Source organism: Cryobacterium sp. TMT1-19, assembly GCF_004403055.1.
GTDB lineage: Bacteria > Actinomycetota > Actinomycetes > Actinomycetales > Microbacteriaceae > Cryobacterium > Cryobacterium sandaracinum.
Genome location: NZ_SOHB01000034.1, coordinates 71,093 through 96,013, shown reverse-complemented (window position 1 = coordinate 96,013; position 24,921 = coordinate 71,093). Strand labels below are relative to the sequence as shown.

General features: G+C 68.0%; 25 protein-coding genes. 11 read left to right on the top strand and 14 right to left on the bottom strand.

Annotated elements, in window-relative coordinates:
- The first annotated feature begins 8 nt into the window (after positions 1-8).
- From E3T40_RS09695 to E3T40_RS09685, 3 genes are read left to right on the top strand one after another with little or no spacing between them, the layout of a single operon-like run.
- Entirely contained in the window at positions 9-665 is a 657-nt protein-coding gene (locus E3T40_RS09695; protein WP_104101117.1) for a hypothetical protein, read from the top strand.
- Positions 665-2,239, top strand: a complete 1,575-nt coding sequence (locus E3T40_RS09690; protein WP_134543261.1) for a proton-conducting transporter membrane subunit — start codon at positions 665-667, stop codon at positions 2,237-2,239. The genes E3T40_RS09695 and E3T40_RS09690 overlap by 1 nt, the downstream gene beginning before the upstream one ends.
- A complete protein-coding gene (locus E3T40_RS09685; protein ID WP_104195300.1) occupies positions 2,236-3,771 on the top strand; it encodes an NADH-quinone oxidoreductase subunit C in 1,536 nt (511 codons plus the stop codon). Before E3T40_RS09690 ends, E3T40_RS09685 begins: the two co-directional genes overlap by 4 nt.
- Positions 3,772-3,838: 67 nt before the next feature.
- On the opposite strand, the gene E3T40_RS09680 is transcribed toward E3T40_RS09685, so the two are convergent.
- The 6 genes from E3T40_RS09680 to E3T40_RS09655 all read right to left on the bottom strand — a co-directional run bounded on the left by E3T40_RS09680 (position 3,839) and on the right by E3T40_RS09655 (position 11,220).
- Positions 3,839-4,174 (bottom strand): helix-turn-helix transcriptional regulator, encoded by a 336-nt coding sequence (locus E3T40_RS09680; RefSeq protein ID WP_134543259.1) that lies wholly within the window; start codon positions 4,172-4,174, stop codon positions 3,839-3,841.
- Positions 4,175-4,390: 216 nt separating this feature from the next.
- Complete coding sequence (locus E3T40_RS09675) at positions 4,391-6,664, bottom strand: polyribonucleotide nucleotidyltransferase (RefSeq protein WP_134543257.1); 2,274 nt, start codon at positions 6,662-6,664, stop codon at positions 4,391-4,393.
- Between the two features lie 257 nt (positions 6,665-6,921).
- On the bottom strand, positions 6,922-7,899 hold the full coding sequence (locus E3T40_RS09670) for a dihydroorotate oxidase electron transfer subunit (protein ID WP_198411974.1): 978 nt from the start codon (positions 7,897-7,899) through the stop codon (positions 6,922-6,924).
- A complete protein-coding gene (locus tag E3T40_RS09665) occupies positions 7,899-8,873 on the bottom strand; it encodes a dihydroorotate dehydrogenase (RefSeq protein WP_134543255.1) in 975 nt (324 codons plus the stop codon). Before E3T40_RS09665 ends, E3T40_RS09670 begins: the two co-directional genes overlap by 1 nt.
- Positions 8,874-8,896: 23 nt before the next feature.
- Positions 8,897-10,003 (bottom strand): LLM class flavin-dependent oxidoreductase, encoded by a 1,107-nt coding sequence (locus tag E3T40_RS09660; RefSeq protein WP_134543285.1) that lies wholly within the window; start codon positions 10,001-10,003, stop codon positions 8,897-8,899.
- Positions 10,004-10,047: 44 nt separating this feature from the next.
- Positions 10,048-11,220 carry an ROK family transcriptional regulator gene (locus E3T40_RS09655; RefSeq protein ID WP_241981731.1) on the bottom strand — a complete coding sequence of 391 codons (1,173 nt, stop codon included), beginning with the start codon at positions 11,218-11,220 and terminating at the stop codon, positions 10,048-10,050.
- 207 nt (positions 11,221-11,427) lie between these two features.
- On the opposite strand from E3T40_RS09655, the gene E3T40_RS09650 reads away from it, so the two are divergent.
- From E3T40_RS09650 to E3T40_RS09635, 4 genes are all read left to right on the top strand, one after another.
- Positions 11,428-12,687: an ABC transporter substrate-binding protein gene (locus E3T40_RS09650; RefSeq protein WP_241981730.1), complete on the top strand. Its 1,260-nt coding sequence runs from the start codon at positions 11,428-11,430 to the stop codon at positions 12,685-12,687.
- Between the two features lie 3 nt (positions 12,688-12,690).
- Entirely contained in the window at positions 12,691-13,254 is a 564-nt protein-coding gene (locus tag E3T40_RS09645) for a carbohydrate ABC transporter permease (protein ID WP_174843660.1), read from the top strand.
- Positions 13,255-13,880: 626 nt separating this feature from the next.
- On the top strand, positions 13,881-14,222 hold the full coding sequence (locus E3T40_RS17610) for a carbohydrate ABC transporter permease (RefSeq protein WP_370287910.1): 342 nt from the start codon (positions 13,881-13,883) through the stop codon (positions 14,220-14,222).
- Positions 14,219-15,940 (top strand): alpha-glucosidase, encoded by a 1,722-nt coding sequence (locus E3T40_RS09635; protein ID WP_166786617.1) that lies wholly within the window; start codon positions 14,219-14,221, stop codon positions 15,938-15,940. Before E3T40_RS17610 ends, E3T40_RS09635 begins: the two co-directional genes overlap by 4 nt.
- Here the strand turns inward: E3T40_RS09635 and E3T40_RS09630 are convergent.
- Both E3T40_RS09630 and E3T40_RS09625 read right to left on the bottom strand, forming a co-directional pair.
- Positions 15,928-16,389 (bottom strand): VanZ family protein, encoded by a 462-nt coding sequence (locus tag E3T40_RS09630; protein WP_104101106.1) that lies wholly within the window; start codon positions 16,387-16,389, stop codon positions 15,928-15,930. The genes E3T40_RS09635 and E3T40_RS09630 overlap by 13 nt on opposite strands.
- Before the next feature lie 65 nt (positions 16,390-16,454).
- Positions 16,455-17,990, bottom strand: coding sequence for an amino acid permease (locus E3T40_RS09625; RefSeq protein ID WP_104195309.1), 1,536 nt, complete (start codon positions 17,988-17,990; stop codon positions 16,455-16,457).
- Positions 17,991-18,098: 108 nt separating this feature from the next.
- Here E3T40_RS09625 and E3T40_RS09620 point away from each other — a divergent pair, with 108 nt between their 5' ends.
- From E3T40_RS09620 to E3T40_RS09610, 3 genes are all read left to right on the top strand, one after another.
- Entirely contained in the window at positions 18,099-18,860 is a 762-nt protein-coding gene (locus E3T40_RS09620; protein WP_104195310.1) for an AzlC family ABC transporter permease, read from the top strand.
- Positions 18,857-19,168: an AzlD domain-containing protein gene (locus tag E3T40_RS09615; protein WP_104169526.1), complete on the top strand. Its 312-nt coding sequence runs from the start codon at positions 18,857-18,859 to the stop codon at positions 19,166-19,168. Before E3T40_RS09620 ends, E3T40_RS09615 begins: the two co-directional genes overlap by 4 nt.
- Before the next feature lie 88 nt (positions 19,169-19,256).
- Positions 19,257-19,445: a DUF1508 domain-containing protein gene (locus E3T40_RS09610; RefSeq protein WP_104101102.1), complete on the top strand. Its 189-nt coding sequence runs from the start codon at positions 19,257-19,259 to the stop codon at positions 19,443-19,445.
- Positions 19,446-19,731: 286 nt separating this feature from the next.
- On the opposite strand, the gene E3T40_RS09605 is transcribed toward E3T40_RS09610, so the two are convergent.
- From E3T40_RS09605 to E3T40_RS09575, 6 genes are all read right to left on the bottom strand, one after another.
- Positions 19,732-20,820, bottom strand: coding sequence for an LLM class flavin-dependent oxidoreductase (locus E3T40_RS09605; RefSeq protein WP_134543251.1), 1,089 nt, complete (start codon positions 20,818-20,820; stop codon positions 19,732-19,734).
- A 125-nt stretch (positions 20,821-20,945) separates the two neighbouring features.
- Complete coding sequence (gene rpsO / locus E3T40_RS09600; protein ID WP_104101100.1) at positions 20,946-21,215, bottom strand: 30S ribosomal protein S15; 270 nt, start codon at positions 21,213-21,215, stop codon at positions 20,946-20,948.
- Positions 21,216-21,529: 314 nt separating this feature from the next.
- Positions 21,530-21,949, bottom strand: coding sequence for a dihydroxyacetone kinase subunit L (locus E3T40_RS09590; RefSeq protein ID WP_104101099.1), 420 nt, complete (start codon positions 21,947-21,949; stop codon positions 21,530-21,532).
- Positions 21,946-22,752 carry an HAD-IA family hydrolase gene (locus tag E3T40_RS09585; RefSeq protein ID WP_104169523.1) on the bottom strand — a complete coding sequence of 269 codons (807 nt, stop codon included), beginning with the start codon at positions 22,750-22,752 and terminating at the stop codon, positions 21,946-21,948. Before E3T40_RS09585 ends, E3T40_RS09590 begins: the two co-directional genes overlap by 4 nt.
- 141 nt (positions 22,753-22,893) lie before the next feature.
- Positions 22,894-24,021 (bottom strand): AI-2E family transporter, encoded by a 1,128-nt coding sequence (locus E3T40_RS09580; RefSeq protein ID WP_134543249.1) that lies wholly within the window; start codon positions 24,019-24,021, stop codon positions 22,894-22,896.
- Between the two features lie 116 nt (positions 24,022-24,137).
- Positions 24,138-24,482: a (2Fe-2S)-binding protein gene (locus E3T40_RS09575; RefSeq protein WP_241981734.1), complete on the bottom strand. Its 345-nt coding sequence runs from the start codon at positions 24,480-24,482 to the stop codon at positions 24,138-24,140.
- 15 nt (positions 24,483-24,497) lie between these two features.
- Between E3T40_RS09575 and E3T40_RS09570 the strand changes: the two genes are divergently transcribed.
- Entirely contained in the window at positions 24,498-24,920 is a 423-nt protein-coding gene (locus E3T40_RS09570) for a winged helix-turn-helix domain-containing protein (RefSeq protein ID WP_134543245.1), read from the top strand.
- Position 24,921 lies beyond the last annotated feature (1 nt).

Sequence of the window (24,921 nt, the reverse complement as noted above, 5' to 3'; positions counted from 1 at the left end):
GAGCATCCGTGTTCACCACCATTTACCCGCAGCTGATCGGTCTCTGCACCGGCACCCTGCTGCTCACCAGCGCCCTGATGGTCTGGCGGCACTCGCTGCTGGCGTCGATCCGGCTGCTCAGCGTGCAGGGCTTCGCGCTGGCCGCGCTGGTCGCTGTGATCGGCCTGGAGGAGGGCGAGGTCGAGGTGATCCTCGTCTCGCTGCTCGTGCTTCTGGTCAAGGGTATGGGCCTGCCGTGGGTGCTCGCCCGCGAGACCCACGCCACCACGCGAACGGATGAGGCGCCGCGCCTCAACCCGACGGCGGCCCTGCTGACCGTGGCGCTTCTGACCATCCTCAGCTACGTCGTGGCCAGTCGGGTGCTCGCCGGCGACATCAGCATCTCGGCCCACGCGGCTCCGATCGGCCTGGCCATGGTGCTGATCGGTTTCCTGCTGCTGGTCACCCGCCGGCAGGCCGGATCACAGCTGATCGGCTTCCTCGTGCTCGACAACGGCATCGCCACCGTCGCGTTCCTGACCTCGGGCGGTGTGCCGCTGTTCCTCGAGCTCGGCATCTCCCTCGACGTGCTGCTGGTCGTCGTCATCCTCTACGTCTTCGCCGGCCGTATGCGCACCAAGTTCGGCAACACCGAGATCGATCAGCTCAGAAAGTTGCACGACTGATGTCATTCGCCCTCTGGACCCCTCTGGCCATTCCGGCCCTCCTCGCCGTACTGAGCCTCGGCGTGCCCTCCCCCGCACTACGCCGGCTCAGCCCCGTCGCCTCCAGCGTCGCCGTGCTCATCTCGGGCCTGCTCCTGGTGAGCGTCGTGCTCGCGGACGAAGTTCCCACACTGGGCGGCGGGCTGCTCCGCGCCGACGCGCTCAGCGCCTACATGCTCACCGTGGTCGGCGCCGTCGGGCTTGTCTCCACCTGGGGCGGGCTCGGCCACGCCACGGCCGAGCCCGCGCGGTTCGCCGGCTCCTACGACGCCCTGATCTCGATCTTCCTGGCCGCAATGAGCCTCGCGGTGCTCGCCGACAACATCGGCCTGATGTGGGCCGCGGTCGAGGCCACCACCATCGCCACGGCCTTCCTGGTCGGCCACCACCGCACCCCCCGATCGCTGGAAGCCGCCTGGAAGTACGTCATCCTCGGCTCCGTCGGCGTGGCCATCGCCCTGCTCGGCATCGTGCTCATCTACGCCGCCTCGCGCGGCACGGGCGAGGCAACCCTGTCCTGGCTCGTGCTCAGCCAGGCCGGCCTGCCACTCGACCCCGCGCTGATCCGAGCCGGCGGCGCCCTCGCCGTGCTCGGCTTCGCCACCAAGGCCGGGCTCGCCCCCATGCACAGCTGGCTGCCCGACGCGCACAGCCAGGCGCCCGCACCCGTCTCCGGGCTCATGTCCGGCGTCCTGCTCGCGGTCGCCCTCTACGCCATCCTGCGTATCCAGACCATCACCGACGCCGTGATCGGGCCGGACTTCCTGCGCATCATGCTCAGCGTCGGCGGGCTGCTCTCCCTCTTCGTGGCGGCGGCGCTTCTGATCCGCCAGCGCGACTTCAAACGGATGCTGGCCTACTCCAGTATCGAGCACATGGGCATGATGGCCGTCGGCGCGGCCATCGGCCCGGCGGCCCTGCCGGCCGTGCTGCTGTACGTGCTCGGCCACGGGCTGACCAAGGCCACCCTGTTCGTGATCTCGGGCCGCATCCTCGAGGTCGAGGGCACTCCGAAGATCGACGACGTGCGCGCCCTGCTCGTGCGGCGGCCGGGGCTGGCCGTGCCCTGGCTGATCGCCATGGCCGCTCTGATCGGGTTCCCCCCGTTCAGCATCTTCTTTTCCGAGGTCGGCATCATCGTGGCCGGCTTTTCCACCGGCCTGGGCGTGGTGGTCGGCATCGCCCTGGTACTGCTGCTCGTCATCTTCGCCAGCCTCACCCGGTTGACGGTGGCCATGACGATCGGGGCGCCTGCGGCCACGGCCGTCCCGGTCGTCCCGGCTGCGGCCGTCCCGGCTGCGGGGGCCGCGGCATCCGTCACCGGAGCCGTCCCGGTCTCCGTTCCGAGCGCAACCGTCACCCTGGCGGACGCCGAGCCGCACCCGGACGACCCCCTCGTGCCGGACCGGTCGGGGCACGGGCCGATGCTTCCGCTCATCCTCGCCCTGGGCACCACCGCGGTGGTGGCCTTCATAGCGGAGCCGGTCGGCACACTCCTGACGCGTGCGGCCGAGGTTCTGGGAGGAATCCAATGACGACCCCGAATCCGGTGCGAGCCGCCACCGCCGAGGTGCGCACGCTCACGCGCGACGAACTCCGGGGCGAAGCCGCCGCCTTGCTGACCGATGGAAACCGGCTCGCGCTGGTCGCGTGCCACGACGACGGCGACCGGCTGCGCGTGGTCTACTCCTTCGTCGCCGTCTTCCCCCGGCGCCAGATCGACCTCGTCGTGCCCGTCCCCTATGACGACGCCTGGATTCCGAGTCTGGCCGACCTCTCGTTCCCGGCCGGCAACTTCGAGCGCGGCATCCGCGACCTGTTCGGCGTGCGGCCGGCGAACCACCCTCAGCCCCACCGGTTGGTGCGCCACGGCCACTGGCCCCGCGGCTGGTACCCGATGCGGAAGGACGCCACGGCCACCCCCGAATTCGAACCCGACGTCGAGTCGTTCCCGTTCGTGGAGGTCGAGGGCCCCGGGGTCTACGAGATCGCCGTCGGCCCCATCCACGCCGGCATCATCGACCCCGGCCACTTCCGCTTCTCCGTGGTCGGCGAGACCATCGTGCGGATGGAAGCCCGCCAGTGGTACATGCACCGCGGCGTCGAGCGGCTCTTCGAGGGTCGTCTGCCTGCGGACGGCATCGATATGGCCGAGCAGATCGCCGGCGACACCGTCATCGGCCACACGCTGGCCTACACGATGGCGATCGAGGCGGCCTCCGGCATCGAGATCTCCGAGCCCGACCGTCTGCTGCGCGCCCTGCTGCTCGAACTCGAACGCCTCTACAACCACGTCTCCGACCTCGGTTCGCTGGCCAACGACGTGGGGTTCGGTGTCGTGAACTCGCACACTCAGCGGCTTCGCGAAACACTACTGCGCATCAACAAGACCGTCACCGGCCACCGCTTCCTGCGCGGGGCGCTGTCGGTGGGCGGGGTACGCGTTCTCGCCCTGCCGGATTCCGCCGCCCTCCGCGGCGTCGCCGCCGACGTTCAGGAGATCATCGCGATCACCCTCGGGCACGCGATCGTGCGGGACCGGTTCACCGGCACGGCCCCGCTGCCCACCAGCCAGGCCGAGGCCATGGGCACGCTGGGCTATGTGGCGCGGGCATCCGGTGTCGACGCCGACGCCCGCCGCGACCATCCCTTCGTCGATCTGGGTGAGCACTTCCACGTGGTCACCGACACCGGCGGCGACGTGCTCAGCCGCTACCGGGTGCGCGCGGGCGAGTTCGAGGTGTCCATTGCGGTGGCGATCGACCTCATCGCCCGGCTCGGCGCGCACCATGGTGGTGCGGCCGCGGCGTCGTCTCCGGTGGCGGCGACGACGGATGCGGCGACGACGGGTGCGGCGAGCGGCCTTGCCCTCGTCGAGGGCTGGCGCGGAACCATCTGCCACCGGGTCGAACTGGGGCCAGACGGCGCCATCACGCGGCTGAAGGTCGTCGACCCGTCCTACTTCAACTGGCCTGCGCTGCCGGTGGCCCTGTCCGAGACGATCGTGCCGGACTTCCCCCTCGTGAACAAGAGCTTCAACCAGTCCTACGCCGGCAACGACCTCTAGCGGCGCGTCCGCTATAGCCCGGTGTCGAACCAATTCGTCCGGGACGGAGCAGGGCCTAGGGCTCGGGCTACTGCGAGTCCTGCTCGATGGTGCGGAGCAGGGCGTGGGAGTCTTCAAGGCTGGACACCAGCATCCGTTTGGAGATGGCCAGGAGCTCGGCGACACCCGGGTCCCGCAGACCGTAAAAGATGGTGTTGCCCTCTCGTCGGGTGGCGACAACGCCGGCGCGGCGCAGGACCCCCAGCTGCTGGGACAGGTTCGACAGTTCGGCGCCGAGCACCTCGGCGAGGCTGCCGACCGAGCGTTCCCCGCCGACCAGCTGTTCCAGAACCTGCACCCGCAACGGATGCCCGAGAGCCTTGAAGAGGTCAGACTTCAATTGGGCCATGGGTAGTCCGGTCATCGACACAGTCTGATCATATCGCTAACCTGTAATACTTTCAAATAGGTGCTGATCTTGAGCCGCGGGGGACGGGATCGGCCGCCGGATCGGGAACACGCGAGACATCGGGCGGGCGCTCGACCACCGCGGGATGCAAAAAGCCCGCCCTGCCGGAGCAGGACGGGCTTTCCGTCTAGCCGACTAACCTGGCGAGAGGTTGTCGGTAGACCTAGCGGACTACGCCTCGGTCGAAACCGGTGCGTCCTCGGTGCCGGCCTCAGCCGACTCGTCGAGGACCGGGGCGAGCGAGAGCTTGCCACGGTCGTCAATCTTGGTGATCTCCACGAGGACCTTCTGGCCCACGCCGAGCACGTCTTCGACGTTCTCAACCCGCTTGCCACCGGCGAGCTTGCGCACCTCACTGATGTGCAGCAGGCCGTCCTTGCCGGGGAGTAGGGAGACGAATGCGCCGAACGCGGCGATCTTGACGACGGTTCCGAGGAACTGCTCGCCGATCTCCGGGTTGGTCGGGTTCGCGACGGCGTTGACCATGGCGCGAGCGGCCTCGGCCGACGGTCCGTCAACGGCGCCGATGTACACCGTGCCGTCTTCCTCGATGGAGATGTCGGCACCGGTCTGGTCCTGGATCGAGTTGATCATCTTGCCCTTCGGGCCGATCAGCTCGCCGATCTTGTCGACCGGGATCTGGACGCTGATCACGCGGGGCGCGGTCGGTGCCATCTCGTCGGGACGGTCGATGGCGGCGTTCAGCACGGCCAGGATGGTCGCGCGAGCATCCTTGGCCTGGGTGAGCGCGCCGGCGAGAACGGATGCCGGGATGCCGTCGAGCTTCGTGTCGAGCTGGATCGCGGTGACGAACTCGCTCGTACCGGCGACCTTGAAGTCCATGTCGCCGAGGGCATCTTCGGCGCCGAGGATGTCGGTGAGAGCCGCGTAGCGGGTCTTGCCGTCAACGGTGTCGGAGATGAGGCCCATGGCGATGCCGGCGACAGGTGCGCGCAGCGGCACACCGGCGTTGAGCAGTGACAGGGTCGAGGCACAGACGGAACCCATCGAGGTGGATCCGTTGGAGCTGAGCGCCTCGGAGACCTGACGGATGGCGTAGGGGAATTCCTCGCGCGTCGGCAGCACGGGGACCAGGGCACGCTCAGCGAGCGCTCCGTGGCCGATCTCGCGGCGCTTCGGCGTTCCGACGCGGCCGGTCTCACCGGTCGAGTAGGGCGGGAAATTGTAGTTGTGCATGTAGCGCTTCTTGGTGACCGGGCTCAAGGAGTCGATCGTCTGCTCGAGCTTGAGCATGTTCAGCGTGGTGACACCCAGAATCTGGGTCTCGCCGCGCTGGAAGATCGCGGAACCGTGCACGCGCGGGATGATGGCCACCTCGGCGTCGAGCGGGCGGATGTCCGCGAGCCCACGGCCGTCGATGCGGATGCCCTCGTTGAGAACGCGCGAGCGCACGACGAGCTTGGTGACCGACTTGTACGCGGCGGAAACCTGGTTGTTCGCGCTGGCGTCGAGTTCGCCGGCGGCGACCTTGGCCGCGATGGCCTCCTTGACGGATGCCTTGAGCGCGTCATCCGCATTCTGGCGCTCGATCTTGTCGGCGATCTGGTAGACGGCCTTCAACTGGTCGTACGCGAGAGCGGCGACGGCGTCGTAGGTGGCCGGCTGGTAGGACGGGAACACCGGGTAGGCGCCGGTCGGCTTGGCTGCCGAGGCGGCAACCTTCTGCTGCGCCTCGATGAGCTGCTTGATGAAGGGCTTCGAGGCTTCGATGCCCTCGGCGATGACCTCTTCGTTCGGCTTGATGGCGCCGCCCTTGATGAGGTCCCAGGCGTTGTCGGTGGCTTCGGCCTCGATCATCATGATCGCGACGTCCTGCGCGCCGTTGGCGTCGGTCACCACGCGACCGGCGACGACCATGCTGAACACGGCGTCGACGATCTGCGAGTGCTTCGGGAAGGCAACCCACTGGCCGGAGCCGTTCTCGTCGGGGATGAGGGCGACGCGAACGCCACCGATCGGGCCCGAGAAGGGGAGGCCGGCAAGCTGGGTCGACATCGAGGCCGCGTTGATCGCGAGCACGTCGTAGTACTCGTCCGGCGCGATGGCCAGAACGGTGACGACAACCTGGATCTCGTTGCGGAGTCCGTCGACGAAGGACGGACGCAGCGGCCGGTCGATCAGACGGCAGGTGAGGATGGCCTCGGTCGACGGGCGACCTTCGCGACGGAAGAAGCTGCCCGGGATGCGTCCGGCGGCGTACATGCGCTCTTCGACGTCAATGGTGAGGGGGAAGAAGTCGAAGTTCTCCTTCGGCTGCTTGCTGGCGCTCGTGGCGGAGAGAAGCATGGTCTCTTCGTCGATGTAGGCGGCGGCAGAGCCCTGCGCCTGCTGGGCGAGACGCCCGGCTTCGAAACGGATGGTGCGTGTGCCGTACTTGCCGTTATCGATAACGGTTTCGGCGAACGTGATTTCTGGACCCTCCATATGGGGGTTCTCTCCTTTGGTTTTTGCTTCTCGCCATTCTGGCGATGAAGACTCGGTTGCCCGTATGGCGCGCGAGCTGGACGCGGAGAAGAAGGGTGCGAGAGCTGGCCACCAGTAGAAATTCACCAACTGCGGATGTTGCCGGCAAGTTGGGAAACCACCACCGAGGACCAGCGCGCTGCCGGTCTGCTCCGTACTGAGCGTGATTCTGCGTGGCCAATCCGAGGATTAACCTCCTCAAGCCTAACAGAAGACGTTCAGCCTGCTGGTTTCCCGCGCCCGGCCGCGGCCCGGTCCGGCAGCACGGCGTCGAACACCGGGCCGTCGACGCAGACCAGCGGCCCCTCGACGGCGGGATCCGTGGCGACGGGCGCGGCGCATCCGTGGCAGTAGCCGAGGCCGCAGGCCATGTGAGCCTCCAGCGAGACCTGCACCGGCGCGCCCCACTCGGCGCCGAGATCGGCGGCGAGGCGGGCGAGAACTCCGGCGCCGCAGGCCAGGATGACGTCGGGCGGGGCCCAGGCGAAAAGCCCGCGCAGCCGTTCGCCGAGCGCCGGCAGCGCGCTCGAGCCGTCGTCGTCGGTGACGGGGATGACCGTGGCGCCCAGCTCGGCGCAGTCGGCCAGGCCGATCAGGTTGGCCGGCGACCTCCCGCTGAGCACGACCGTGGCGGCGATGCCGAGCTGGGCGGCGTCTTCGACCGAGCCCATGATGGCGCAGACGCCGACACCGCGGCCGATCATCAGGGCCGTGCGGGGCGCCTCTGGACCAGTCTCAGTCGGGAGGGCGGCATCCGGGAACTCGAAGCCGCGGCCCAGCGGGCCGGTGACCAGGAGGCTCTCGCCCACGAGTACGTCGGTGAGCGCGGTGGTGCCGCGGCCGGCCGAGCCGTAGATGACCTCCACGGTGCCCTGGTCGGGGTGGCGGCGGTGGATGGCCATCGGGCGTGGGAGCAGGATGCGCTCCCCGCCTGTGGGGGGCACGGTGATCATCAGGAACTGTCCGGCGAGGGCGGTCGTCGCAATGGTGTCGGTGGCCAGTACGAGCCGGCGGTACCGCTCTCCCACGACCTCGTGCACGAGAACGCGGGCGTCGTCCCAGACCGGGTCGGGCCGAGGCATCCGTTCGGGCGGGCGCACCGCGATGAGGCCGTCCAGCGCGGCCTCGTCGGCCGCGGCGAACGCCTGCTGGCGGCGCAGGGCGGCGAGGGCCCCGAGGGCGGTCGTAACGGTCATCAGGCCCTCCACAATTCGGTCAGTTCGGTGATGTCGGCCGCGGCGACGCCCTCGCAGCGCTCCTGCAGGGCGCGAACGATTTCGACCATGGCGAACGGGCGTCCGAAGCTGGCCGTGCCGACCTGCACGGCGCGGGCGCCGACCGAGAAGTAGTCGAGGGCGTCGTCGGCGATTTCGATCCCGCCGCAGGCGATCACCGGGATGTCGACCGCTCGGGAGGCCAGCCAGACCAACCGCAGCACGATCGGGCGGATATTCGGGCCGGACAGACCGCCAATCACGTTGCCGAGAATGGGGCTCCGCGTAGCAGCCGTGAGCGGCAGCGCTGGGATCGAGTTGGCCACGCAGACGGCGTCGGCGCCGGCCGCCTCAGCGGCCTGGGCACAGTCCGCGATCGAAGAGACGAGCACCGGCAGCTTGACGATCAGGGGCTTGTCGGTCTCCAGGCGCACAGCATGCACGACCTTCCCGATGGCGTCGGGATCGGAGCCGATGTCGGTGCCGTGGCGGTCGAGGTTCGGACAGGACACGTTGAGCTCGTAGGCGTCGCCCGCGCCCCGCAGGCCCCGCACGACGGGGGCGTACTCGCCCGAACGGTGCCCGCCGACGCTGACGATCACGGGCACGCCGAGCGCCAGGTAGAGCGGGTGTTGCGACGCCAGGTAGCCGGCGGCCCCGCGGCTCGGGATGCCGACACTGTTGACCATCCCGGCCCGGAGCTCGGTCAGCCGGTGCGCCGCGTTGCCGCCGCGCGGGGTGCCGAACACGGTCTTGGTGACCACGGCGCCAAGCTCGGCGACCGGGATCAAGCGTCCGAGCGAAGGCCCGAAGCAGCCCGAGGCCGGCATGACCGGGTTGGCGAGGGTGAGGCTGCCGATTCGCACGGAGAGGTCGACCGCCACGGAGGCGGCGGGACGGGCGTCGAAGAAGGCGCGGCGCGCATCCATTGATGGCTGAGGCGGCGCGATGGTCATGGTGTCTGCTTCCGCGGGAGAGGTCACGGGCGGGCGACGGATGCCGCGAGCCGACTTATCGCGGCGTCGGCCTTCAGCGAGGCGTGCGTGGGTGCGTCGGGAACGTGGGCGGGCCGGTTCACGGCCAGCTCCGTGCGGAGCACGGGCACCACCTCGCCGCCGAGGATGTCGAGCTGATCGAGCACGGTTTTCAACGGCAGTCCGGCGTGGTCGATCAGGAAGAGCTGACGCTGGTAGTCGCCGAAGTAGTCGCGCATGCCGGCGTAGCGGTCGATGATCTGCTGCGGGCTGCCGACGGTCAGCGGCGTCTGCTCGGTGAACTCCTCGAGGCTCGGGCCGTGGCCGTAGACCGGGGCTTTGTCGAAGTAGGGCCGGAATTCGTCGACGGCGTCCTGCGAGTTCGTGCGCATGAAGACCTGCCCGCCGAGGCCCACGATGGCCTGGTCGGCTCGACCGTGGCCGTAGTGCTCGAACCGGGCCCGGTAGAGCCCGATCAGCTTGAGGTAGTGCTCCCTGGGCCAAAAGATGTTGTTGGCGAAGAAGCCGTCACCGTAGAACGCGGCCTGCTCGGCGATCTCCGGGCTGCGGATGCTGGCGTGCCAGACGAACGGTGGCACCCCGTCGAGCGGGCGCGGCGTCGACTGGAACCCCTGCAGCGGGGTGCGGAACTGGCCCTCCCAGTCCACGACGTCCTCGCGCCACAACCGGCGCAGCAGCGCGTAGTTCTCCAGCGCCAGCGGGATGCCCTGGCGCACGTCCTGGCCGAACCACGGGTAGACCGGGCCGGTGTTGCCGCGACCGAGCATCAGGTCGACCCGCCCACCGGAGAGGTGCTGGAGCATGGCGAAGTCTTCGGCGATCTTGACCGGGTCGTTCGTCGTGATCAATGTCGTGGCCGTGGAGAGGATGATGCGCTCGGTCTTCGCGGCGATGTAGCCGAGCAGCGTCGTCGGCGACGAGGGCACGAAGGGCGGGTTGTGGTGCTCGCCGGCGGCGAAGACGTCGAGGCCGACCTCTTCGGCCTTCTCGGCGATGGCGACCATGGCCGTGATGCGCTCATGCTCGGTGGGGGTGTGGCCCGTCGTCGGGTTGACCGTGAGGTCACCGACGGTGAAGATCCCGAATTGCATGTGCAGCCTCCCACTCGCGCGGCGCGCAGCGCGCATGGACGATTCTATTCGCTGGCGGCAGCGGCGAATCGGCCGAGCGAGCGCTGGATGGCAACAGCCGCGGCCCCGCGGGCCCAGGAGGAGACCCCGCTGTCGTCAACGACGATTGTCAGCGGTGTCGCATCCGGGTCGCGGTCGGCTCGGGCAGCGGCGATGACCTCCTCGGATGCCAGCGCCCACAGTGGCATCCCCTCGCCGGAGAGCACGATCGTGTCGAGCATCCCGATATTGGCGATCAGCGCGATCAATCGGCCCAGTCCGCGACCGGTGGCGGTGACGACGGATGCCGCAGCCCGGTTCCCCTCCACCGCGAGCCGGAGCACCTCGTCGTAGTCGACCTCGCGGCCGAGGGCCACGCTGACCTGGGCAGAAACGCTCTGGCTCGTGAGCATTGCCTGCGAGCAGCCGCGGTGTCCTTCCGGGCAGAGCGGCCCGTTCGGGTCGAGCGGGATGTGCCCACCGAGGCCCAGGCCGCTGTCGGCCGTCACGATCACCTGGTCGTTGACGACCAGTCCGTAGCCGACGCCGACGCCGATGGTCAGAACCGCGAAGGTCGGGGCACCCCGGACCGCTCCGAACCACTGCTCGGCGGAGGTGAGCGCGACGACATCGTTCTCGATCGTGACCGGAATTCCGAGCAGTCGCTCGAGCCGCGTGGCCAGGTCCACGTCGTGCCAGCCCAGGAACGGCGCCCGGGTCACGACCCGGGCGTCGGTGACATGCCCACCCACGCAGACGCCGAGCGCCGACAGCCCGTCCTGGCCGCCGAGCTCGCGCACGACCTCGTCGATCCGGGCCACAACGTGCTCGACAGTGTGATCGGCGAGCACCCGCCGGGCCGAGCCCACCTCGTTGGCCCGCAGGTCGGTGAGCACCGCGAAGACGTCGTCGCCGGTGAGTTTCACCCCGACGAACCGACTGGCATCCACCCGGACGTCCAAGGGCCGGGCCGGGCGCCCGACGGTTCCGTCGCGGTCTTCGCTGCCCTCGACGAACAGGCCACAATCGAGGAACGGCTTGCTCAACCGCGTCAGGCTGGCCGGTGACAGTCCCAGGCGACGGCCGAGGTCGCTGCGGGAGATCGGGCCGTGGATGAGCACGGCTCGCGCGAGTTCCCGGGAGGTCTCGCTCACTGTCGACGCCGCATCCGTGGTCATATCCGCTCCCTGAGGTGCCATTTATTCCATAGTGGCATGAATGCTCTGGCCCTAGCGGACTTTTCATCCCGCGAGAGCGGCAATTGACGTCCTATTCTTTTTGCCGTAGAAAGATTCATGCAGCGACATGACGGCCTAAGGAGTCCCGCAATGACGGATACGACGACGTACCAGACACCCGCCCGGCGACGCCACCGGTCGAGGAGGTTGCGGACGCTCCGGCGATCCGTGGCACTCCTCCTGGCCGGTACGCTCGGGCTCGGCGCCCTCAGCGGCTGCGCCCCGGGTCAGAGCGACGTCGTCACCCTCGATTTCTTCCAGTTCAAGTCCGAGGCCATCGCGGACTTCGACGGCATCATCGCCGATTTCGATGCAGAGAACCCCGGCATCCGGGTGACCCAGAACGCCGTCCCCGATGCGGACACCGCCATCCGCACCCTGCTGGTCAAGAACAAGGTGCCCGATGTGATCAGTCTGAACGGATCGGGGAACTTCGGCCAGCTGGCGCGGGCCGGTGTCTTCCACGACTTCAGTGGCGACCCCGTTCTCGACCGGATCAACCCGGCCGTTCAGGACATCGTCGGGGCCCTCGGCTCCTACGAGAACGAGGTGAATGCCCTCGGCTTCGCGAACAACGGCAACGGCGTTCTCTACAACCGTGACATCTTTGCCGCGCAGGGCATCGAGATCCCCACCACCTGGGACGAGCTGATCGCCGCCTGCGACACGCTCCAGGCGGCCGGTATCGCCCCGTTCTCCGGCACCGCGGCCGACGCATGGACGGTGCAATCCTCCCTGAACGGTATCGGCGCCCAACTCGGCGGCGACGATTTCTTCCCCGATCTCCGCGCGGAGGGTGAGGAGGTGGGTCCCGACTCGGCCGTCTCGTTCGCGAAGAACTACGACGAGACGTTCGAGAAGCTGCAGACGCTGTATTCCTACGCGCAGGACGGCTACCTCGGCCGCACGTACGAAGACGGCAACCTGGCTTTCGCGAACGGCGAATCGGCCATGCTGATGCAGGGGATCTGGGCCCTCAGCCCGATCCTGGCCAACAACCCCGACATCAGCGTCGGCGGTTTCCCCTACCCTGTGACGGATGACCCGGCCGACATCGAGCTCGTTTCCGGTGTCGACGTGGCCATTGCCATCGGCCGCGACACACCGCGCCTCGCCGAAGCCCGACTTTTCGTGGACTTCCTCTTCCAGGAGGAGGTGCAGAACTCCTTCGCAGCCTCACAGAACATGTTCTCGACGGCCCGGGACGCGGCCGAGAACACCAACCCGGCCCTGGCGGAACTGCAACCGTACTTCCAGGCCGGCCGGATCACCGGTTTCGTCGATCACCAGATCCCGGCGAGCATCCCGCTCGGGCCCATCGTTCAGCAGTTCCTGACCGACGAGAACAGCGCAAAAGCGCTGGCCACCCTCGACAACGAATGGCGCAAGGTCGCGTCACGCACCACCTCGACACGAAGCGGAGACTAACTGATGGCTACTTCCGTCCTGACCCGGCCCCGGCCGGAGCAGACGCCCCGAGCGTCGCGGCCGAGCACGGCGCGGCGACGCGTCGGCGCCACCCCGCGCGCCTTCTACTGGATGGTCGTCCCCGCGGTCGCCGTCTTCGCGCTGCTGCACACCGTCCCGGTACTCATCGGCATCTTCTTCTCCTTCACCAACTACGCAGGCTTCGGCTCGTGGGACTTCGTCGGGTTCGGCAACTTCATCGCCCTGTTCCAGGACGACCGGGTACTGAAGGCCTATGGCTTCACCTTCGGCTTCGCCATCGTCGCCACCATCCTCACCAACGTGATCTCGCTGGCCATCGCGGTCGGACTCAACGCGAAGATCGCGTTCCAGTCCACCTTTCGCGGCATCTTCTTCATCCCCTACGTGCTGGCGATCCTGGTCGTCGGGTACGTCTTCCAGTATTTCTTCGCCAATTCGCTCCCCCGGATCCTGTCGAACGTCCCGGTGTTCCGTGACAACATCCTCACCAACCCGGACTGGGCGTGGACGGCCATCCCGCCAACGCGGTGCTGTTCGTCATCGTGATCATGCTCGTCTCGTTCCTGCAGTTCCGAGTTCTCAAGCGCACGGAGGCCGACTTCTAATGGCTATCACCATCGACTCCCCCGCCACGGTCGAACCCGCATCCCCCCGGGCGGCTCGTGACTCGCGCGGTGTCCGGCGCATCAACAACAACCGCACCCGGATCAACTGGTGAGCCACCGTGCTGATTGCGGTCTGCGCGATCACCGTGCTGGTGCCGCTCTACTTCGCCGTGATCACCGCGCTGAAGACCCCCGACCAGCTCGGCGGCACCGGGTTCGCGCTCCCCACCAGCGTCCACTGGGAGAACTTCGCCGACGCCTGGACGCTGACCAAATTCCCGCAGGCGCTGATGAACACGGCCCTGATCACCGTCGGCGCCGTCATCCTCACCCTGCTGACGAACTCGCTCGTGGCGTACGCGATCGCCCGCAACCTGCACAAGCAGTTCTTCACGGGCGTCTACTTCTACCTGCTGTCCGCCATTTTCATCCCGTTCCCGATCATCATGCTCCCAGTCGTGAAAGAGACGGCCCTGTTCGGTCTGGACAACCAGGTCGGGTTGATCTTGCTCTACGCGGTGTTCGGGCTCTCGCTCAACAGTCTTCATTTACGTCGCGTTCATCAAATTGATCCCGATCGAGCTGGAGGAGGCGGCCTACACCGACGGGGCGACCACCTGGCGGGTTTACTGGCAGATCATCTTGCCCTTGTTGACCCCGATGAACGCGACCGTCGGCATCCTCACCTGTGTCTGGGCGTGGAATGACTTCATCCTGCCTCTCGTCGTGCTCTCCGACCCGGCGGCACGCACCCTGCAACTCTCCCAATTCGTGTTCCAGGGCCAGTTCAACACCAACTACTCGGCCGCGTTCGCCTCGTACCTGATGGCCATGGCCCCGCTGCTGATTGTGTACATTTTTGCCCAGCGCTGGGTTATCTCCGGCGTGATGAGAGGATCGATCAAATGACGACACCCGCACCAACGTCCGGGATGACCGCCCCCGCGACCACCCCCGCGACCTGCGCCTCCTGGTGGACCAGCGCCGTCGTCTACCAGGTGTATCCGCGCAGCTTCGCGGACTCGGACGGCGACGGGATCGGTGACCTCGGCGGCATCCGTTCGAAGCTCGACTACCTCGCCGAGCTCGGCGTTGACGCGGTCTGGCTCTCTCCGGTCTACCCGTCGCCGCAACATGACAACGGCTACGACATCAGCGACTACCAGGACATCGAACCGGTCTTCGGCAGCCTGGCGGAGTTCGACCTGCTGCTGGTCGAGGCCCACGAGCGCGGCATCAAGATCGTGATGGACCTGGTGGTGAACCACACCAGCGACGAGCACGCCTGGTTCCAGGAATCACGCTCGTCGCTGACGAACCCTAAGCGCGACTGGTACTGGTGGCGCAAGCCCCAGGCCGACGGCGGCCCGCCGAACGGCTGGGGCAGCGCCTTCAGCGGCCCGGCCTGGACGCTCGATCCCGCCACCGATGAGTACTACCTGCACCTGTTCGCCAAGCAGCAGCCCGACCTCAACTGGGAGAACCCCGAGGTGCGCGAGGCCGTCTACGCGATGATGAACTGGTGGCTGGACCGCGGCGTCGACGGCTTCCGGATGGACGTGATCAACTTCATCGCCAAGCAGGTCGAGCTGATCGACGGACCGGCCCCGGCCACCGGCGGCGGCTCGCCGATGGGGGCGCAGATCCATGAGTTTCTGCAGGAGATGCACCGCGAGGTCTTCGACGGCCGCGGAGGGCGGCACCTCACCGTCGGCGAGATGCCGGGCGTGAGCACCGACGACGCCCTGCTGTTCACCGACCCGGCCCGGCGCGAGGTTGACATGATCTTCCAGTTCGAGCATGTGGGCCTCGACCAGGGCGAGCACAAGTTCGAGGTGCTGCCTCGCAGCCTGACGGCGCTGAAGAAGAGCCTGTCACGCTGGCAGGAGGGTCTGGCCGAGACCGGCTGGAACAGCCTCTACCTGAACAACCACGACCAGCCCCGATTGGTGTCGCGCTTCGGCAACGACACCTCCTTGCGCTACGAGTCGGCGACTCTGTGGGCCCTGGTGTTGCACCTGCACCGCGGAACGCCCTACATCTACCAGGGCGAGGAGATCGGCATGACCAACGTGCGGTTCGACTCCATCGACGACTACCGTGACCTCGAATCCCTCAATCACTACCGCGAGGCGGTGGAAGAGTTCGACCTGGACCCCGGCACCGTGCTCGCCGGAGTGCAGACCATGGGCCGCGACAACGCGCGCACGCCCATGCAGTGGGATGCCTCGCCGCAGGCCGGTTTCAGCGCCGGCACGCCGTGGCTGGCCGTGAACCCGAACAGCGTCACGGTGAACGTGGCCGCCGACCTCGCGAGCGAGCGGAGTGTGTTCCGCTTCTACCAGCGCCTGATTGCGCTGCGGCATGAGAGCGAGGTGGTCGCCCTCGGCGATTTCACCCTGCTCGAACCCGACCACGACGCGCTCTACGCCTTCACTCGCAGCCGGGGTGACGAGACGCTGCTCGTCGTCGCGAACGCATCCGATGCCCCATTCACCGACCTGCTTCCGATGGACGTCTCCGGCGCCGATCTGATTCTGGCCAACTATCCGGCCACAACGGATGCCGCCGCACCGTCCTCGAACCCGGTGCTGCGCCCCTGGGAGGCGCGCCTCTACCGGCTGTAGGTCGGCGCAACCCGCCTCGACCGGGGCTCCTCACGGCGCACCAGTTTGAACGCTGTAAGGACGAGGCCGACGATGACACCGAGCACGGCGCCGCTCCCGTTCGCGACCAGATCGCGCACATCCGGGACCCGGGTCGGCAGGAACTGCTGCGTGAACTCGATTGAGCCGGTGAGTAGGACGGCCACGACGATCGCCAGCCACCAGAACCGGCGTCCGAGCAGGAGCAGCAGAAACACGCCGATCGGGATGAACATGGCGATGTTGGCCGCGAATTCGACCCGCCCGTAGGTGATCCAGTCGGTGGAGTCGTGCCGGTTGAAGAATCGGAGCGCCCGGAGCAGCAGCTCGTTGTTCCCACTGTCGAGCGGCTGCGGCCCGAGCGTCACCCAGCCCACGAACGCCAGATAGGCGAGCGTGACCAGGGACAGGACGGGATGGCGGTGCAGCATGGCTCCATCCTTCCCGATGGATGCTGGGGGTCACCCCAGTGACGGCCCCCGACCGCGAAAGCGCGCTACTTGCCCAGCGCTGCCTTCTCCTCGGCGAGGACCTCGTCGCGGAGGGTTTCGTCGAAGACGCGCTTGGCCTCGATACCGACGACGGAGTGACGGCGGCCGTAGAGGAAATACACCGCGATGCCGATCGCGAGCCAGACCGCGAAGCGCACCCAGGTGAGCGTCGTGAGGTTGAGCATCAGCCAGAAGCAGAGCGCGGCCGACAGGATCGGCAGGAAGGGCGAGAAGGGCACCTTGAAGGCCCGGGGCAGGTCGGGGCGCTTCTTGCGCAGAACGACCACGGCGATGCTGACCAGCACGAAGGCCGATAGCGTGCCGATGTTGATCATTTCCTCGAGCACGCCCACGTCGGTGAACCCGGCGATCAGGGCGACCGCGGCGCCGGAGATGATCTGCACCCGGGCGGGGGTGCCGCGCTTGGACGAGGTGACACTCAGGCCGCGCGGCAGCAGGCCGTCGCGGCTCATGGCGAAGAGCACGCGGGAGAGGCCGAGGAGCAGCACCATGATCACGGTGGTGAGCCCCACCAGAATGCCGACCGAGATGACCTGGGCAGCCCAGCCGGCGCCGACCGAGATGAACGCCGTCGCGAGTGAGGCATTGGGGTCGTCGGCGAGAACGGTGTACGGCACCATGCCGGTGAGCACGAGGCTGACGCCGAGGTACAGCACCGTGACGATGGCCAGACCGGCGAAGATGCCGCGCGGCAGGGTCGTCTGCGGGTTCTTGACCTCTTCGGCGCTGGTGGCGACCACGTCGAAGCCGATGAACGCGAAGAAGACCAACGAGGCGCCGGCGAGCAGACCGAACAGTCCGTACTGGGCCGGCTGGGCGCCGGTCATGAACGAGAAAAGGGACTGCATCCAGACGTCGCCGTCGCCGCCCGCGGAGGGCACGGCCTCGGGGATGAACGGCGTGTAGTTCTTCGGGTTGATGAAGAAGGCACCCACGACGATCACGAACACCACTATCGCCACCTTGAGGATGGTGAAGATGCTGGCGACGCGCGCCGACAGCTTGGTGCCCAGCACCAGGAGGGTGGTGAAGATTGCGACGATCACGAACGCGCCCCAGCTGACCTGCAGTCCGAAGACCGCGATCGTGGCCGGGACATCCCAGTTCCAGAGTTCGAAGACCTCACTCAGGTAGATTCCCCAATACTTGGCGATCACGGCCGCGGCGGTCAGCATCTCGAGGATCAGGTCCCAGCCGATGATCCAGGCGAGCAGCTCGCCGAGGGTCGCATAGGTGAAGGTGTACGCCGAGCCGGCCACGGGAACCGCCGAGGCGAACTCCGCGTAACACATGATGGCGAGCGCGCAGGTGACCGCGGCGAGGAGGAACGCCAGGGTGACGGATGGCCCGGCGTAGCTGCCGGCCGCCTTCGCACCGACCGAGAAGATCCCGGCACCGACGGCAACCGCGACGCCCATGATCATGAGGTCCCAGGTGCCCAGCGTGCGCTTGAGGCTGTGCCCCTTCTCGAGGGAGTCGGCCATGGAGGCCTCAATGCTCTTGGTGCGCCAGACGCTCATAACTGGGTGCTTCCGTTCCGTTGGGTATCGGTCAATGCTAGGCCCCCGCCGGGCTTCCCCGACCCCGGACCCCGCAGACCCGGGGGCCGCACCCCCTAGCATTGAGCGGTGCCCACCACCCTCTGCCACTCCCCCGGGGCCAGGGTCGGCCTGTCGATCGCGGTGGCCACCGGCCTCTACGGCATCTCGTTCGGCGCCCTGTCGGTGTCGTCGGGGCTCGACATCTGGCAGACCTCGGCGCTGAGCCTGCTCCTGTTCTCCGGGGGCTCCCAGTTCGCGTTCATCGGGGTGATCGCCGGCGGCGGCAGCGGTGCGGCAGCCGCCGGCGCGGCGGCGCTCCTCGGCATCCGTAACGCGGTCTACGGGATGCAGTTGAACGCCCTGCTGCACCCTCGTGGCTGGCGCCGCTTCGCCGCCGCCCAGGTCACCATCGACGAATCGCTTGCCACGAGCACCGGGCAGACCGTGCTCGTCGAGCAGAAGCGGGGGTTCTGGGTCGCCGGTCTCGGCATCTTCGTGTTGTGGAACGTATTCACCCTGATCGGGGCTCTCGCGGGCGACGCCGTGGGCGACCCGAAACAGTGGGGCCTCGACGGCGCGGCGGTCGCGGCGTTCCTCGGGCTGCTCTGGCCGCGGCTGCGGTCGAAGGAGGCCGGGGCGATCGCCGCGGTCTGCGCGCTGGCCACCGTACTGACCGTGCCGCTCGTTTCGCCGGGCGTGCCCATCCTCGTGGCGGCTGTCGTCGCCGGTGCCATCGGCTGGTTCGGTTTTCGGCACGGGCCGGCGGGCGAGGGTCTCGAGCCCGACGTCGACCCCTATCCCGGTCCACCCGATGCACCCGGTTCGACGGATGCGCAGGCTCCCCGATGAGCGTCTGGTTCTGGATCCTCGTGGCCTGCGCGGCGGCGTTCCTCACGAAGCTGCTCGGCTATCTCGTGCCGCAGAAGTGGGTCACCAACGCGCGCATCGCCCGCGTCGCCGGCGGCCTCACGATCGGCCTGCTGGCTTCCCTGACGGTCGCGAACACCGTGGCCACCGGCCAGGACCTCGTCGTCGACGCCCGGCTCGGGGCGCTCGTCGTCGCGGCGATTGCGCTCTGGTTCAAGGCCCCGTTCCTGGCGGTGGTCATCGCGGGCGCGGCAGCGGCCGCCGGGCTCCGGCTGCTCGGTCTGGGTTGAGGGTCTCGCGCGCCAACGGGGGCGGTAGGGTTTTTCCAACGGCAATGCGTCCGTCGACGTTTTTCGATGATGAAGAAAAGAGTGTGTGATGTCCGGGAAATATGAGCTCTACGCGGAACGATCCGGCGGATACCAGTTTCGGCTGAAGGCCAACAACGGCGAAGTGATCGCGACCTCCGAAAGCTATCACTCCAAGGCGGAGGCCCTCAAGGGCATCGAGGCACTGAAGGCCCACGTCAAGTCGCACGTGGTCGACATGACGGAACCGGACGCCTGAACGGATCTCGGTTCTGCCGAGTGAGTCACCGTCGATTGGTCCTGTGGCTCCCGGAGAGTCGAAGCTGACTGCACCGTGTGGACGCTGGTCATCCGGCGCACCGTGTGCGGCGTCGAACCAATTCGACGGAGATTCTGCCGTAAAACGGCTTTATCGAAGTATTCGGGGCCGATACGGCCACAATCTCCGTCGAATTCGTTCTGGACGGAGTCACTGCACCGCGGCAACCGCCCCCGAACCCCAGCCCTCGACGCCATCCCGCCCACGGCTGTGGGGGTTCACTCGTCTAGACCGCCGCGAGTTCCTCGGCCGCGAGTTGCTCTCCGGTGAAAAGCTCGGCGGCGAGCAGTTCCAGCGTGCGCGCACGCCCGGGTGAGGTCGCCGCGTCGGCGCCCGTGTGAGCGGAGGCGATCGGCTGCAGCATGACCTCGTCGACCCCGAACTTCGCCGCGAGGGCACGGATGCGCGCGGCCGCGGCGCCGGGCTCGTCGATGATCCAGGCCGCGGCCATCCGTTCGATCATCTGGAGCAGCGCCGGCGCCATCGGTGCGGCGGCGGCCTCTTCGACCGTCGCGAGCGGGCCGAGCGGCAGGCCCGATCTCAGGCGCGCCATCTGCTGCATCTGCGGCAGGGCGAGGGCGAGGGCCTCGACCCGGGTCTCGGCGACCGACACGTTCAGGGTGAGGATGGTGCGGGGGGCGTCGAGGGTCTCGCTGGGGGTGAACCCGCGTCGGTACAGCTCGAGGGCCGCTGTGGTGCCGTCGCCGGCGAAGTGGTTGGCGAACACGTAGGGCATGCCCTGCCGGGCGGCGAGCCGGGCCGAGTAGTCGCTGGAGCCAAGCAGCCAGATTTCGGGCATCTTGGTGGCGGCGGGAGTCGCGTGCAGGGTGTAGTCCTGACCGGAGGTGAGGCTGAGCGAGGCCCCGTCGGGGTGCAGCAGCGCCGCGATGTCAGCGATGTTGCGCGGAAACGCGTCGACCTCGCTCACTGCTCCACTCGAGCGCAGTAGTGCGGTGATCATCGGGTCGCTGCCGGGCGCACGGCCCAGCCCGAGGTCAATGCGCCCGGGGAAGGCCGCCTCGAGGATGCCGAACTGCTCGGCGATCACGAGCGGAGAGTGGTTGGGCAGCATGACGCCCCCGGAGCCGACCCGGATGCGTTCGGTCTGCGCCGCGAGGATACCGATCAGCACGGGCGGGTTCGTCGACGCGACCGCCTGCATGTTGTGGTGCTCCGCGACCCAGTATCGGGTGTAGCCGAGCCGGTCCGCGCTCTGGGCGAGGTGCACGGCTGCCGCGATCGCCTCAGCGGAGCTTTGCGAGGTGCGGACGGGGATCAGATCGAGCACGGAGAGGCTCAGCGCGGAGGTAGACATCGGTGGGGGAAACCGCGCCGGGCCCGGAGATATTCCCGGTTCCCCGCCCCGGACACACAAACGGGCCGCCACCCGGAAGGTGACGGCCCGCTTGTAAGAAGATCGCGGTGTCTTCGAAAAGTGCCTTAGCGGCGCAGTCCGAGGCTGCCGATCAGTGTGCGGTACCGAGTGATGTCGACATCCGACAGGTAACCGAGCAGACGACGGCGCTGACCAACCATGAGGAGCAGACCACGACGCGAGTGGTGGTCGTGCTTGTGCTCTTTCAGGTGCTCCGTGAGGTCCAGGATGCGCTGCGTGAGCATTGCAATCTGAACTTCGGGGGACCCGGTGTCGCCTGGGTGGGTAGCGTACTTTTCGATGATCGCCTTCTTTGCATTAGCTTCGAGTGCCATAGATGGGATCCCCTTTCTCTCACTGCGCGGTGCCCGGGGCCGAATGCCTGGGCTCTCTTGATCCGCGGCCGTCAAACGGCAACCGTCCGAGTTTAGCAGAGTCCGAGAGGTCGGCTGGAGCAGCAGGAGCAACGGCCAGAAGATGCGGGCTGCGATCTCGGCCGGGGCGCTGACCAGCTGCTCGTGCGCCCTCCCGAACCGGATGTAGAGCTCACTGATCGGGTGCCGCCGAGGCCGTTGATCATCAGGGCCACCCGGTCCCCGACACGTCCGGCAGGTCCCCGACGACCGCGTCGCGCATCTCGTCGGTCATCTCATTCGCGGTGGTCAGCTTCGCGCGGCGTCGGCCCGGTTCGCCATGGATGCCCACGCCCATCCACGCGTGTCGAGGTTCGCGGCGGCGATCCCCTGGTGCATGTCCGGCACGAACTGCTTCGGGCTCCGGGATCGGGCGAACCGATGCTACGTTCTCCGGTGTAGCTGGCCCGGCCGCGACGGGCCTGCAGCATGCTCGTGGCGTCCGCACTCGCCCGCGCAACCAGGGACATCCGGGCGAGGAGGGTTTCCGGGTCACGGCCGGCGGCCACCTCGGCTTCGAGCGTATCCGTGGCCGGCACGAGGGCGTCGAGCAGGGTCTTGTCTCCCAGGTCGGACTTGCCGCGGGCCTTGATCCCCTCGGTGGCGGCCCGGAGCATCGCCACGAATTCGGTGTCGAACAGGGCTGAGCGGGTCATCGGCTCTCCAGATCGGGGGCCGAGCGGTCGGGGGCGCTGAGGATGGTGGCGAAATTGGACAGGTCGACGAAGAATTCCGGCTCCAGACCCAGCGGGTCGCGCAGCGTCACGGTGGTGGGGCCGCCGGGGTCCCCGAGCGACGACACCACCAGGGCCGCCCCGGTGAAATCTTCGTCCGCGGTGTAACCGCTGATCGTGATCACGGTGCGGAGGCCCGCGGCGAGCGCCGACCGGAGGCCGTTCGCACTGTCCTCGACGACCACGGCGTCGGCGGCGTCGATCCCGAGTTCCCGTAGGGCATGCAGGTAGATGTCCGGGGCCGGCTTCTTCCGGTCCACGATGTCGCCGGCGAAGACCCGGAACTGCGCGGCCAGCTCGGGCCCGAGTGTTTGCGTGAGCACGGCGCGCACGGATTCCTCGGCCGAGGTGGAGGCCACGGCGAGGATCCAGCCGGCGCCCGCGGCTTGTGCGACGAGTCGACGGATGCCCGGGCGGGCCGTCAACGCGCCGCTCGCCACCCGCTCGGTGTAGATCGCGCTCTTGCGCCGGTGCCAGCCGGCGACGGCCGAGTCGAGGGCCGCGGGGTCGTCCGCCGGCAGACCGAGCACTCCGGCCACCTCCGGGGTGAGGATGCTGCGCATCCGTTCTTTTCCTCCCCCGATCGTCACCTTCTGGACGTAATCGGAGTCGCTCCACTGCACGGGCACCGAGAATTCCTCGAAGGTCTGGTTAAAGGCCGGCAGGTGGCCGTCGCGTTCGGTGTCGGCCAGCACGCCGTCGCAGTCGAAGATGAGAGCGGGCATCGCCTCAGGCCTTCCTCGCGTTGCCGATGGCGGCGAAGGCTCGGTCGACGGCTGCTTTCAGCGGTGAAATCGCCACCTGTGCCTCCCCGGTCAGATGCCGCCCATCGTAGGCTCGCCACCCCGAGCCGACAATGGGGCGGCCTAGGCGGGCTTCGCCGGCTGAGGCCGGTGCCGGATGGAGAACTTCGCCCGCTGGGTGATCGACTGATCCGGCCTGTCCCAAACCTTGATCATCGCCCAGCCCACGGCGACGAGCGGGACCGCCAGAACGGCCCCGGCGATACCGCCGAGGATGGTGCCCACGGTCAAAGCGACGAGGATCACCAGCGGATGCAGTTTCAACGCCCCCGCCATCACCACCGGGTTGAGAAGGTCACCCTCGATCTGGTTGACCAGGATCACGATGGCCACAACGATCAGCGCCACGAGCGGCCCATTGGCCACCAACGCCACGAGGGCAGCCAGGATGCCCGCGATGGTCGCCCCGATCAGTGGGATGAACGCCGTGAGGAACACGATCACAGCCAGCGGCAGGGCCAGCGGAACTTGCAGGATGGCCAGCCCGACGCCGATCAGAACGGCGTCGAAGAGGGCGATGATCGCCGTTCCCCGCACGTACTGGCCGAGAACCGTCGGGGTGACGTCGCCGATCCGGTGGGCGCGCTCGAGGCTCTCGCCGTGCAGGAAACGTAGGAAGAAGTTCCAGATCTGGCCGCCGTCCTGGAGGAAAAAGAACAGGATCACCAGCACGAGCAGGGCTCCGGTGACCAGCTCCACCGCGGCGGACACCCCGGCGAGCGCCCCCGTGCCGAACTGTGCGCTCGTGACGAAGCCCACGATCGCATCACGCACCGCGTTGAACTGCTCCGAGTCGAGCGCGATCGGGCCCTCGACCAGCAGCCCCTGTAGTTCGTCGAGCCCGTCGCCGGCCGCCACCACCAGCGCACCCCACTGGTTGCGCACCGCGAAGACGATGAGCGTGACGATGCCGCCGAGGATGAGTGCCCCTGCCAACAGGGTGATCCAGGTCGCGAGAATGACCGGGAGGCCGCGCGTGCGCAGCCAGCCGACCAGCGGTGCCAGCGCCGATGCCAGGATGAGCGCCACGAGAACGGGGATCACCACGAGTTGCACCTGCACCAGAGCGTAGACGGCGCCGGCGGTCAGCACGACCACGACGATGATCTGGGTGGAGCGGATGGCCCACCGGCCGAGCCGGCTGGTCAGTAGGGTCTGCAGGGACGGGGATGAGGGGTCGTCGACGCGCATGCTGACACCATAGGCACCTGTGCAGCATCGGTAAACGGCTGCCCGGCCGAGTGCCTCCTAACCGATTCGGGCGGAACCCTGGCCCGGCGTCGAATTCGTTCGGGGCGGTCACGCGGTTACGAAGCGAACCGCTCGAGCACCTCCAGGATCCGGCCCTTGCAGCCGCCGCAGCCGGTTCCGGCCCTGGTGGCGGTTTCGATGCAGGCGACCGTGGTCTGGCCTCCGCCGATCGAGTCGGCGATGGCGCCCACGGTGATGCCGTTGCACCAACAGACCGTGGCATCCGGGGCGAGGGCGTTGGCGCCGGCGGCCGGTTCAAAGTCGGGTCCGTCGAAGCGCAGCAGCAGGGAGCGGTTCATGCGCAGTTCGCTGCCGCGCTGGTAGAGCAGGGTCAGCTCGGCGGCCGTGCGCGGCATCCCGACGCTCACGAACCCGTCGAGGATGCCGTCCCGCGTCACCATCTGCACGTAGCGGCCATGCTCGGGGCCGTCGCCGCGGCGGTGGGCCCGGTGACGGCTGCCCCGCTCGTGGCCGCCGGCATCCATCCGCTCACGCCGGAGCGCTACCGGATGGGCGCGCTCATCCGTCTGGTCTGCGACCACCTGGAGCAGCAGCGGGTTGGCGCGCCTGGACACGAAGCACCGGTGGAACTGCGCGACCGGATCGTGACGGTGCCGGGCGACCAGGCCAGCCTGGCCCCCCCCTCCTCGCTCACCCTGCTGCGCCTGCTGCTCGCGGCCGGCGGCACGGTGATCTCCCTCGCGCACCCAGCGCAGAGCCTGCCGAAGATGGCGGACGACCATTCCGTGGCCGTCGCGATCAGCCGGTTGCGCCGGGCCCTGCCCACCCCGGGCCTGGTCGCCACCGTCATCAAGCACGGCTACCGCATCGACGTCTAAG